The 11,323-nt window shown below is 71.1% G+C and carries 11 protein-coding genes; 2 read left to right on the top strand and 9 right to left on the bottom strand.

All coding sequences use genetic code 11. The features are described from left to right. Positions 1-45: 45 nt before the first annotated feature. The 3 genes from ACFYZA_RS21755 to ACFYZA_RS21745 all read right to left on the bottom strand — a co-directional run bounded on the left by ACFYZA_RS21755 (position 46) and on the right by ACFYZA_RS21745 (position 2,874). Positions 46-261 (bottom strand): DUF6458 family protein, encoded by a 216-nt coding sequence (locus ACFYZA_RS21755; protein ID WP_100575489.1) that lies wholly within the window; start codon positions 259-261, stop codon positions 46-48. A gap of 108 nt (positions 262-369) precedes the next feature. Continuing rightward, complete coding sequence (locus ACFYZA_RS21750) at positions 370-1,665, bottom strand: M18 family aminopeptidase (protein ID WP_382583428.1); 1,296 nt, start codon at positions 1,663-1,665, stop codon at positions 370-372. 411 nt (positions 1,666-2,076) lie between these two features. Continuing rightward, a complete protein-coding gene (locus ACFYZA_RS21745) occupies positions 2,077-2,874 on the bottom strand; it encodes a carbon-nitrogen family hydrolase (RefSeq protein WP_388492200.1) in 798 nt (265 codons plus the stop codon). 165 nt (positions 2,875-3,039) lie between these two features. Here ACFYZA_RS21745 and ACFYZA_RS21740 point away from each other — a divergent pair, with 165 nt between their 5' ends. Further along, the gene (locus ACFYZA_RS21740; protein WP_382583423.1) at positions 3,040-3,864 is read left to right on the top strand and encodes a maleylpyruvate isomerase family mycothiol-dependent enzyme; all 825 of its coding nucleotides are present in this window, start codon (positions 3,040-3,042) and stop codon (positions 3,862-3,864) included. A 68-nt stretch (positions 3,865-3,932) separates the two neighbouring features. Here ACFYZA_RS21740 and ACFYZA_RS21735 read toward each other — a convergent pair whose 3' ends face one another. The 6 genes from ACFYZA_RS21735 to pdhA form a co-directional block, all read right to left on the bottom strand. Then, the gene (locus ACFYZA_RS21735; protein WP_382583420.1) at positions 3,933-5,231 is read right to left on the bottom strand and encodes a nitrate/nitrite transporter; all 1,299 of its coding nucleotides are present in this window, start codon (positions 5,229-5,231) and stop codon (positions 3,933-3,935) included. After that, positions 5,228-5,890, bottom strand: coding sequence for a GntR family transcriptional regulator (locus ACFYZA_RS21730; RefSeq protein ID WP_382583417.1), 663 nt, complete (start codon positions 5,888-5,890; stop codon positions 5,228-5,230). The genes ACFYZA_RS21735 and ACFYZA_RS21730 overlap by 4 nt, the downstream gene beginning before the upstream one ends. Positions 5,891-5,951: 61 nt before the next feature. Further along, positions 5,952-6,404: a hypothetical protein gene (locus tag ACFYZA_RS21725; RefSeq protein ID WP_388492198.1), complete on the bottom strand. Its 453-nt coding sequence runs from the start codon at positions 6,402-6,404 to the stop codon at positions 5,952-5,954. A gap of 175 nt (positions 6,405-6,579) precedes the next feature. Further along, the gene (locus ACFYZA_RS21720) at positions 6,580-7,989 is read right to left on the bottom strand and encodes a dihydrolipoamide acetyltransferase family protein (protein ID WP_388492197.1); all 1,410 of its coding nucleotides are present in this window, start codon (positions 7,987-7,989) and stop codon (positions 6,580-6,582) included. A 10-nt stretch (positions 7,990-7,999) separates the two neighbouring features. Continuing rightward, on the bottom strand, positions 8,000-8,980 hold the full coding sequence (locus tag ACFYZA_RS21715) for an alpha-ketoacid dehydrogenase subunit beta (RefSeq protein ID WP_388492196.1): 981 nt from the start codon (positions 8,978-8,980) through the stop codon (positions 8,000-8,002). Between the two features lie 2 nt (positions 8,981-8,982). Then, positions 8,983-10,137 carry a pyruvate dehydrogenase (acetyl-transferring) E1 component subunit alpha gene (gene pdhA / locus ACFYZA_RS21710; protein WP_382583405.1) on the bottom strand — a complete coding sequence of 385 codons (1,155 nt, stop codon included), beginning with the start codon at positions 10,135-10,137 and terminating at the stop codon, positions 8,983-8,985. Positions 10,138-10,523: 386 nt separating this feature from the next. Here pdhA and ACFYZA_RS21705 point away from each other — a divergent pair, with 386 nt between their 5' ends. Continuing rightward, on the top strand, positions 10,524-11,186 hold the full coding sequence (locus ACFYZA_RS21705) for a response regulator transcription factor (protein WP_100575501.1): 663 nt from the start codon (positions 10,524-10,526) through the stop codon (positions 11,184-11,186). Positions 11,187-11,323: the final 137 nt, after the last annotated feature.

The raw sequence follows: 11,323 nt of genomic DNA, 5'->3' as shown, positions 1-11,323 counted from the left end.
GAAGCAGGGGTCACATGAGGTGGTCGCGGTGCGGGGGACCGGGGATCACATGAGGTGGTCGCGGTCCTCCTCGACGATGGTGGCCCCGGGCACCATGCGCCGCCTGCGCAGCACGCTGGTGAAGACGGCGACACCGATGATGCCGACGGCCATGAGTATCAGGCCGACGACGTGGACGTTCACGCCGCTGGTGTGCCAGTCCGTCGCGAAGGTGAGGATGGCCCCCACCGCGATGAGGATGATGCAGCCGCCCAAGCCCATGGTTCTCGCCTCCGTGAAAGGTGGTGGACCGTCCGAGTACCCGGGCCCCGGACGGCCAACCCCCATGCACCGCAAGCGAGTTCGGGCTATTGGTTCATTCTGGATGTTTCAGGCGGCGAGGAACGCGGTCAGGGCGTTGGCGAGCAGGTACGGGTCGTCCGCGCCGCACAGTTCGCGCGCGCTGTGCATCGACAGGATCGCCACACCGATGTCGACGGTCTGGATGCCGTGCCGGGCCGCCGTGATCGGGCCGATGGTGGTGCCGCAGGGCATCGCGTTGTTGGAGACGAAGGTCTGCCACGGCACGTCGGCGCGCTCGCAGGCCGCCGCGAACACGGCGCGCCCCGCGCCGTCGGTGGCGTACCGGGCGTTCACGTTGACCTTGAGGATGGGGCCGCCGTTGGCGCGCGGGTGGTGCGTGGGGTCGTGCCGCTCGGCGTAGTTGGGGTGGACGGCGTGGCCGGTGTCGGAAGACAGGCAGACGGTGCCGGCGAAGGCGCGGGCGCGGTCCTCGTAGCTGCCGCCACGGGCGAACACCGAGCGCTCCATGACGTTGCCGAGCAACGGGCCGTCGGCGCCGGTGTCGGCCTGCGAGCCGTCCTCCTCGTGGTCGAAGGCGGCGAACACCGGGATGAAGGGGAGGTCGTCGGCGCCGGACACGGCGGCGAGGGCCGCGACCCCGGCGTGCACGGAGAGCAGGTTGTCCATGCGCGGGCCGGCCACCAGCTCCCGGTCGCGGCCCAGGTAGGCGGGCGCCTCGACGGAGTGCAGCATCAGGTCCCAGCCGGCCACGTCGCCCTCGTCGAGCTCGGCCTCCTGCTCAAGGAAACGGATCAGGTCGCCTTCCCGCACGTCGTCGCCGAGGCCCCAGATGGGCTGGAGGTGACGCTGGCGGTCGAGCTTGAGCCCGTCGGTGTTCACCGAGCGGTCCAGGTGCACGGCGAGCTGCGGTACGCGCAGGAGCGGACGGTCCACGTTGACCAGGCGGTGGCTGCCGTCCTTGAGGGTGAGCCGGCCCGAGATGCCGAGGTCCCGGTCGAGCCAGGTGTTGAGCAGCGTCCCGCCGTAGACCTCGACGGCGACCTGGCGCCAGCCGTACGCCCCCGAGTCCGGCTGCGGCTTCACGCGCAGGTTCGGGGAGTCGGTGTGGGCGCCGACGATCCGGTACGGGGTGTGGGGCTGGGCGCCCTCGGGCACGAACCAGGCCACGATGGCGCCGCCGCGCAGCACGTACTTCCCGCCGTACGTGCCGTCCCAGGCGTCCGTCTCCTGGACCTGCCGGAACCCGGCCTTCTCCAGGCGAGCGGCCGCGTTGGCCACGGCGTGGTACTGCGACGGGCTTGCCGCGAGGAAGGTCATCAGGTCGTCGGTGTGGCCGCGGTCGAAGCGGGGCGGTGTGCTCATGCCGCCACCCTAGCGGCGGGCCGCCCCCGCCCTCCGGCCCCGAGCGTCTTGCCCCGTTTGGCCCCGGCGGATCTGCCCTCCCGCCCCCACGAAGCCGTCCTTCCGGCCCGGGCCCCTGGGGCTCCGCCCCGGACCCCGTTCGCACCTCAAGGGCCAGGGGGGACCCCCATGACGGCCTGAGGTTGCCTGATGCCGGCCAGCACCAGCCCTGCCAGGGGCGCGAGGACCCACGCGAACGGCCACGCACGGCCCGCAGCCGAAGAGGGGGTTAAGGGGCGCGGGGAACTGCGCACTCAGCCACAGCCGACCCGCACCCACGGACAGACCGCACCACCCCAAGGGGCGCGGGGAACTGCGCGAACCGACCGGTACCGGTACCGGCCCGCACCCACCCGAACCCCCGGCGGAGCGTCAGAGCACCCTGTCCTTCAGGGCCGGGAAGACCTCCCGGGTCTCGGCGACCCGCGCCGGGTCCAGCGACACCGTCAGGACCTCCTCACCCGCCCCCGCCTCCGCGAGGACCTCGCCCCAGGGGTCGACGACGATGCTGTGGCCCGCCTGCTCCACCCCCGCATGCGTCCCCGCCGTACCGCAGGCCAGCACGTACGCCTGGTTCTCGACCGCCCGCGCCCGGGCGAGCAGCGTCCAGTGCGCGCGCCGCCGCTCGGGCCAGCCGGCCGGGACGACGAAGGCGTGGGCGCCCGCGTCGACAAGGCCCCGGAACAGCTCGGGAAAGCGCAGGTCGTAGCAGGTCGCGAGGCCGAGCGTGAGCTCGGGCAGCGGGACGGTGACGAGCTGTGAACCCGCCCCCATCAGCACCGCCTCGCCCTTGTCGAAGCCGAAGCGGTGGATCTTCCGGTAGCTGCGCACCAGTTCGCCGTCGGGCGAGAAGACGAGGGAGGTGTTGTAGAGCGTCCCGTCCGCACCCCGCTCCGGCACGGACCCCGCGTGCAGCCAGACCCCGGTCTCCCGGGCCGCGTCGGACATCTCCCGCACCGTGGCCCCGACGGGCGTCCCCGCGGGCGCCCCGGCCAGCGACTCGGCCTCGTCCGCGAAGCGTTCGTACGCGAACGCCCCCACAGTCCACAGCTCGGGGAGCACGACCAGATCGCTGCCGCGCTGCTCACGGATCAGCGAACCCACGCGTCGGCGGCGGGAATTGATGGACTCGTCCGGGTTTACGTCGATCTGAATCAGCGAGGCGCGCACAGTACCACCGTCCTGTCCTTCGAGCCGTCAGCACTATGGGAAACAGCCTACGATCGTCACACCAAAGCACTGCCGGGGTGCTGCCCGGCAGCGTAACTTAGCGACCAAGCCTCCCACGCAGTCCCGCAGTCCAGCCCGCGTACAAAAGAACCGCCGAGGGGTCCCGTGACCGTCCATCCCAGCCTTCAGACCTACGCCGATGCCTGGACCCATTCCATCGAGGCGATATCCGAGCTGGTGATGCCGCTCGTCGAAGGCGAGTGGAACCGGGCGACGCCGTGCCCCAACTGGTCGGTGCGGGACATCGTGTCGCACATCATCGGCATGGAGAGCGAGCAGCTGGGCGACCCGCGGCCGATCCACACGCTCCCACGGGACATCTTCCATGTGCAGACCGAGTTCGCTCGCTACATGGAGATGCAGGTCGATGTGCGCCGCCACCATACGGCGCCGGAAATGACCTCCGAGCTGGAGTACACGATCATCCGGCGGGCGCGTCAGCTGCGCAACGAGAACCGGGACCCCGAGACCAAGGTGCGCGCTCCCCTCGGCGCCGAGCAGACCCTGGAACTCGCGCTGCGGATGCGGGCGTTCGACGTGTGGGTGCACGAGCAGGACCTGCGCTGGGCCCTCAACAAGCCGGGCAACCTGGACTCGCCGGGCGCGTACGTGACCCGGGACGTCCTGCTGCAGGCCCTGCCCAAGATCGTCGCGAAGGACGCGGGCGCGCCGCCGAGCTCCGCCGTCGTCTTCGACATCCACGGCCCGGTGGAGTTCCTGCGGACGGTACGGGTCGACGCGGACGGCCACGGCACGGTGGACGGCGCGCCCTCGCTCGGCCCGCTGGTCACCCTCGTCATGGACTGGGAGACCTTCGTGCGGCTCGCCTGCGGCCGGGTCCGCCCGCACGCGGTCGCCGACCGTGTGAAGGCCGAGGGCGACCAGGCACTGGCCGACGCGATCCTGCGGGAGTTCGCGGTCACCCCGTAGCGCCGATGGGCCGCGGCTGCCCGCGCTACACGGGTACGTGACCCGCGCGACACGGGTACGTGACCCCGCTACACGGGTACGTGCACCGCTTCCACCCTGCTCGCCACCAGGTGCTCCCGCTCGCGGCGCTGGGCCCGCGCCCGCAGCCGCAGGATCTGGACGAGGCCGAGGGCCTCAAGGAAGAACACCGACGAGAACGCGATCCGGTAGTCGTCCCCGGTCGCGTCGAGCAGCACGCCCACCGCGAGCAGCGTCGTCATGGAGGCGATGAAGCCGCCCATGTTGGTGATGCCGGACGCGGTGCCCTGGCGCTCCGGCGGGTTGGCCGGGCGGGAGAAGTCGAAGCCGATCATCGAGGCCGGTCCACATGCCCCGAGGACCACGCAGAGTGTGACGAGCAGCCACATCGGCGCGTGCGCGCCCGGATAGGCAATGGTGGCGGCCCACATGAGCGCGGTAGCTCCTACGGTGCCGAGCGCCAGCGGGAGCCGGGCCGCGTGGTGGCGGGCGATGACCTGGCCATACACCAGGCCCACGACCATGTTGGAGAGCACCACCAGGGTGAGCAGCTCCCCGGCCGTCCCCCGGTCGAGGCCCTGCGCCTCGACGAGGAACGGCATCCCCCACAGCAGCAGGAACACCATCGCGGGGAACTGGGTCGTGAAGTGCACCCACATCCCGAGCCGGGTGCCGGGCTCGCGCCACGACTGGGCGATCTGCCGGCGCACGAAGGCGGCTCCCGCGTGGTGCGCGGGCGGCGGCTCGTGGCCCTCGGGGTGGTCGCGCAGGAAGAGCAGCAGCAGGACCAGGACCACCACTCCGGCGAGCGAGCTGCCCGCGAAGGTCTGGGTCCAGCCGATCCCGTGCAGCGCGCGGGCGATGACGATGGTCGACACCAGGTTGCCGGCCATCCCGAACAGCGCGGCGACCTGCCCGATCATCGGCCCGTGCTTGGCGGGGAACCAGCGCGAGCCGAGCCGCAGCACGCTGATGAACGTCATCGCGTCACCGCAGCCGAGCAGCGCCCGGGAGCCGAGCGCGGTGGCGTACGAGGGCGAGAGGGCGAAGCCGAGCTGTCCGACGGTGAACAGGACGGTCCCGAGGACGAGGACCTTCTTGGTGCCGAGCCGGTCGACCATGAGGCCGACGGGTATCTGCATCCCCGCGTACACCAGCAGCTGGAGTATGGAGAAGGTGGACAGCGCCGAGGCGTTGACGTGGAAGCGCTCGGCGGCGTCCAGGCCCGCGACGCCGAGCGAGGTGCGGAAGATGACGGCGACGAAGTAGACGCCGACGCCTATGCCCCACACGAACACGGCCCGGCGCCCGCCCAGCGGCTGTGGTGCGGGCAGTGCGGCTGAACTCATCGGTCGTCCCCCCTGACCAGGACCTTGACCCAGCTGAGGTGCTGGCGCACACACTGCGCGGCGCGCTCGCCGTCACCGGCCCTGATCGCCTCCAGCATCTCCTCGTGCTCGGCGATGTTCTTGGCGACGCGGTCCGGCTGGGCGTGCATGACGGCGACCCCCATGCGCAGCTGGCGGTCCCGCATCTGGTCGTAGAGCCGGGCCAGGATCTCGTTGCCGGCGTTGCGCACGATCTCGGCGTGGAAACAGCGGTCGCTGACGGCGACGGCGGCCAGGTCCCCGGCGGCGGCGTGGGCCTTCTGCTCGGCCAGGAGTTCCTGAAGGCGCCCGATCAGACGCTCGGGGGCGGGGACGGCTCTGCGCACCGCGAACTCCTCGACGAGCAGCCGGGTTTCGACGACATCGGCGGTCTCCTGCGCGGAGACGGCGAGCACGAGCGCGCCCTTCTTCGGGTAGAGCTTGATGAGCCCCTCGACTTCGAGCTTCAGGAGCGCCTCGCGCACCGGCGTCCGCGACACCCCGACCGCCTCGGCGAGCTCTCCCTCGGTGAGCAGCGTGCCACCCTCGTAATGACGGTCGAGCACCGCCTGCTTGACGTGCATGTAGACGCGGTCGGCGGCGGGCGGCTGCTTGGTGGCGGGGGCGGGGGCGGAAGGCATGCGCACAGGATAGATACAACAGGGGTGCATCAGAAAGCGCCGTCCGGATCGCGGAACGGGCCTAGGTCCCGGCTCCGTGGAGCCGGCAGTTCCCGGGCAGCCGGGGGAAGTCCTGGACCTGGTACGGGGCCTCGGCGCCACCCTCGACCTTGGTCCGCAGCCGGGGGGCGGGCCCGTACGGCGTGAGGATCTCGGCGCGGATGCCGGCCGACGCGGGCAGCGCGGGGTGCTTGCGGTCGAGCCTGCCGAGGCCCGGGATCGGGGTGCCGGGGCCGTCCTCGAAGGTGACGGCCGGCCCGGACGGACTCAGCGTCAGGAGCGCGGTGACCCCGGCGCCGATGGACGCTTCGAGGGAAGCGGTGCAGGCCTTCGCGGAAGACGTGGAGGGCGCGGGCGGCAGCACGGAGACCGTGGGAGGCACGGCCGGGCGGGCTGCGGCCGGGTCGAGCAGGGCTCCGGCCAGGGCGGCCCCGGCGAGCGCGGCGCCGAGCGAGGCGCGGGCGTACGTCCGCATGCGCTGCCTCCCTCGGGTCCGGGCTGCCCCCTGCCTTCACTTTCGGCCCGGCCCGGGGCCCTGTCCACCGGGACCGGGCGCCGGTGGCTCCTCCACCCCGGCCGGGGCGAGAGCGCGGGTACGCCTCGGCCCCCGGTGCGCGGGGATGCGCGCCGGGGGCCGAGGGAGGGGCCGGTCAGGCCCAGGTGATGAGCCGCTTCGGCTGTTCCAGGACCGCCGCCACATCGGCGAGGACCTTCGAGCCGAGCTCGCCGTCGACCAGCCGGTGGTCGAAGGACAGCGCGAGCGTGGTGACCTGGCGGGGCTTGACCTTGCCCTTGTGGACCCAGGGCTGGAGCTTGATCGCGCCGACCGCGAGGATCGCGGACTCGCCCGGGTTCAGGATCGGGGTGCCGGTGTCCACGCCGAACACGCCGACGTTGGTGATGGTCACCGTGCCGCCCGACATCGCTGCGGGCGACGTCTTGCCCTCGCGTGCGGTCGACACCAACTCGCCCAGGGACTGAGCAAGTTGGGGCAGGGTCTGGTCGTGGGCGTCCTTGATGTTCGGGACGATCAGACCGCGCGGGGTCGCCGCCGCGATGCCCAGGTTCACGTAGTGCTTGAGCACGATCTCCTGGTTCGCCTCGTCCCACGAGGCGTTGACGTCCGGGTTGCGCTTGATCGCCACGAGCAGCGCCTTGGCGATCAGGAGCAGCGGGTTGACCCGCAGGCCCGCCATGTCCTTGTCGGACTTGAGCTCCTCGACCAGCTTCATCGTCCGCGTCACATCGACCGTCACGAACTCCGTGACGTGCGGTGCCGTGAACGCCGAGCCGATCATGGCCTGCGCGGTCGCCTTGCGCACGCCCTTGACGGGAATGCGCGTCTCGCGGGCGTCACCCTGAACGGGCGCCGCCGGAGCGGGAGTTGTTTCACGTGAAACAGGGGCGTCCTCGGCGACCGGAGCCAGCGCCGCGTGGACGTCCTCGCGGGTGACGATGCCGTCGGGGCCGGTCGGCACCACGGTGGCGAGGTCGATGCCGAGGTCCTTGGCGAGCTTGCGGACCGGAGGCTTGGCGAGCGGGCGGGCCGGAGCGGGCACCTGACCGTTCAGCTCGGTCTGCACGGCACGCAGGGCCTCGGCCGGAGCCTGCTCGGGAACTTGGGCGCCCTTGCGCGGGCGGCGCTTGGTCGAGGCCTCGGAGACGCCGTATCCGACGAGCACGGGCTGGCGGCCCTTGGGCGCCTCGTCCTCGGCGGGCTCGGCGGGCGCCGTGGCGGCAGCGGGCGCGGTCGCCTGCGCGGCTTCGGCGAGCGGGGCGTCGTCCCCGCTGCCGGGGGCCACGTCGATGGTGATGATGGACGTGCCCACGTCCACCGTCACGCCCTCGTCGAAGTTCAGCTTCTGCACCACGCCGTCGTAGGGGATGGGCAGTTCGACGGCCGCCTTGGCGGTCTCGACCTCACACACCACCTGGCCGTCGGTGACGGTGTCACCGGGCTGGACGTACCACTTGAGGATCTCCGCCTCGGTGAGCCCCTCGCCGACGTCCGGCATCTTGAACTCGCGGTAGCGGGCTGCGTTCTCAGTCATTGTCGTCACGACCATTCCCTCAGTACGCCAGCGAGCGGTCGACGGCGTCGAGCACCCGGTCGAGGCCCGGCAGGTACTCCTCCTCCAGGCGGGCCGGCGGGTACGGGGCGTGATAGCCGCCGACCCTGAGCACCGGGGCCTCCAGGTGGTAGAAGCAGCGCTCGGTGATCCGGGCGGCGATCTCCGCGCCGGCGCCGTAGAAGACCGGCGCCTCGTGCACGACGACCAGGCGCCGGGTGCGCTCGACCGAGGCCTGGACGGCGTCGAAGTCGATGGGCGACATCGAGCGCAGGTCCACGACCTCGATCGACTTGCCCTCCTCCTGCGCGGCGGCCGCGGCTTCGAGGCACACCTTCACCATCGGCCCGTAGGCCACCAGGGTCAGGTCCGAACCGTCGCGCACCGTGCGGGCCTTGTGCAGCGGGCCGGGGATGGCCTCTGTGTCGACCTCGCCCTTGTCCCAGTAGCGGCGCTTGGGCTCGAAGAAAATGATGGGGTCGTCGGACTGGATGGCCTGCTGCATCATCCAGTACGCGTCCGACGCGTTCGACGGGCTGACCACCTTGAGGCCGGCCACGTGCGCGAACAGCGCCTCGGGCGACTCGCTGTGGTGCTCGACCGCGCCGATGCCGCCGCCGTACGGGATGCGCACGACGACCGGCAGCTTGATCTTGCCGAGCGCGCGGGCGTGCATCTTCGCGAGCTGGGTGACGATCTGGTCGTAGGCCGGGAAGACGAAACCGTCGAACTGGATCTCCACGACGGGCCGGTAGCCGCGCAGGGCCAGACCGATCGCGGTGCCGACGATGCCGGACTCGGCGAGCGGGGTGTCGATGACCCGGTCCTCGCCGAAGTCCTTGAACAGGCCGTCGGTGACCCGGAAGACACCGCCGAGCTTGCCGACGTCCTCGCCCATGATCAGGACCTTGGAGTCGGTCTCCATCGCCTTGCGCAGCGACTCGTTGATCGCCTTGGCGATCGGCAACTTCTGTACGGCCATGGCTAGTTGCCCTCCCCGTCCGAGAACGACGCCTGGTAGGCGGCGAACTGGGCGCGCTCCTCGTCGACCAGCGCGTGGCCGTCGGCGTAGATGTTCTCGAAGATCGCCATCGGCTCGGGGTCGGGCATGGCGCGCACGGCCTCGCGCACCCGCTTGCCCAGCGTCTCCGACTCGGTCTCCAGCTCCTCGAAGAAGGCGGCGTCCGCGTGGCCGGCCTTCTCCAGGTAGCTGCGCAGGCGCAGGATCGGGTCCTTGGCCTCCCAGGCCTCGCGCTCCTCGTCGGCCCGGTACTTCGTCGGGTCGTCGGAGGTGGTGTGCGCGCCCATCCGGTAGGTGAACGCCTCGACCAGGGTGGGTCCTTCGCCCCGGCGGGCCCGCTCGAGGGCGGACCGCGTCACGGCCAGGCAGGCCAGCACGTCGTTGCCGTCGACCCGCACGCCGGGGAAGCCGAAGCCCTGCGCGCGCTGGTAGAGCGGCACGCGCATCTGCTTCTCGGTGGGCTCGGAGATGGCCCACTGGTTGTTCTGACAGAAGAACACGACGGGGGCGTTGTAGACGGCGGAGAAGGTGAAGGCCTCCGCCACGTCGCCCTGGCTGGAGGCGCCGTCGCCGAAGTAGGCGACGACCGCGCTGTCCGCGCCGTCCTTGGCGATGCCCATCGCGTACCCGGTCGCGTGCAGCGTCTGGGAGCCGATGACGATCGTGTACAGGTGGAAGTTGTTGCTGTTGGGGTCCCAGCCACCGTGGTTGACGCCACGGAACATGCCGAGCAGGTTCGTCGGGTCGACGCCACGGCACCAGGCGACGCCGTGCTCGCGGTAGGTCGGGAAGACGTAGTCGTCGTCCCGCAGCGCACGCCCGGAGCCGATCTGTGCGGCCTCCTGACCGAGCAGCGAGGCCCACAGGCCCAGTTCGCCCTGCCGCTGCAGGGCGGTGGCCTCGGCGTCGAAGCGCCGGGTCAGAACCATGTCGCGGTAGAGACCGCGCAGTTCTTCGGGGCTCAGGTCGACGTCGTAGTCAGGGTGCTCGACCCGCTCGCCCTCGGGCGTCAGCAGCTGTACGAGCTCGGGCTCGGCGGCCGTCTTCCTTGCGCCGGCCCCGGCGGTGCGCTTGCTGCTGCGTCGCGGTTTGCGCGCGGCAGTGCTCTCCACGGTCACGTGCGTGCTCCTCCGTCTGTCCGGCTCCCGGGTTCGCCGGTGAGCCTGGGGGTCCCCCCGGCTCGACCAGAGCTTGGGGGAGGCTCGCCTGTCCGTCTCAAGTGCACGGGGTGTGCGCGCTCGGCCGGGGATCAGGCGTGACAGGTGCCCCGGCGAGCGCCCTGACAAAAAGCACGTTACCCAGTGCTGCGCATTACTGCGAAACCCCACTTGACCTGCGATTTTGCTTGGATTTCCAAGTAAATCGAGAAAGTAGGGAACAGTCGCTGGTCACAGCCTTGCAGGCCGCCGGAACAACGGCACGTTATCCCGGCCGCGCAGGTTCGGGAAGGGGTCTCTTATGGCACCTTCCGGCGTCCTTCGGATGAATGTGTGAGACTGATTCCGTGCGCGAAACAGGCAAAATCACCGTATTCCTGCTCGACGACCACGAGGTGGTCCGTCGCGGCGTCCACGAAATGCTCTCCGTAGAGGACGACATCGAAGTGGTCGGCGAGGCCGGCACCGCGGCGGACGCCCTGGTCAGGATCCCCGCCACCCGTCCCGACGTCGCCGTGCTCGACGTACGGCTCCCGGACGGCAGCGGAGTCGAGGTCTGCCGCGAGATCCGTTCGCAGAACGAGGACATCAAGTGCCTGATGCTCACCTCGTTCGCGGACGACGAGGCCCTCTTCGACGCGATCATGGCCGGCGCCTCGGGGTACGTCCTCAAGGCGATCCGGGGCAGCGAACTCCTCACGGCCGTGCGTGACGTGGCGGCGGGCAAGTCGCTGCTCGACCCGGTGGCCACCGCCCGGGTCCTGGAGCGGCTGCGCGACGGCGGCAAGAGCAAGGGCGACGACCGCCTGGCCAACCTCACCGAGCAGGAGCGCAAGATCCTCGACCTCATCGGCGAGGGTCTGACCAACCGCGTGATCGGCGAGCGCCTGCACCTCGCGGAGAAGACGATCAAGAACTACGTCTCCTCGCTGCTCTCCAAGCTCGGCATGGAACGCCGCTCCCAGGCCGCCGCGTATGTGGCCCGCATCCAGGCGGAGAAGAACCACTGACCCCCTGAGCGCCCTTCCTGACGGCGTCCGGCCCGTGCGGCGCCCCGCGTGCGGAACCCCGCCATTCGGGACCTACGGCCCGGACGCGTGGGGCGCCGGGCTCTTCCAGCGGGCCGGTGCCGGGCGCGAGGGTGGGG

Origin of the sequence: Streptomyces sp. NPDC001828 (assembly GCF_042892175.1) — a bacterium.
In the GTDB taxonomy this organism is placed as follows: Bacteria; Actinomycetota; Actinomycetes; order Streptomycetales; family Streptomycetaceae; genus Streptomyces.
Note: the sequence above shows the minus strand (reverse complement) of the source record. Positions and strands in the feature narration are given on the sequence as shown.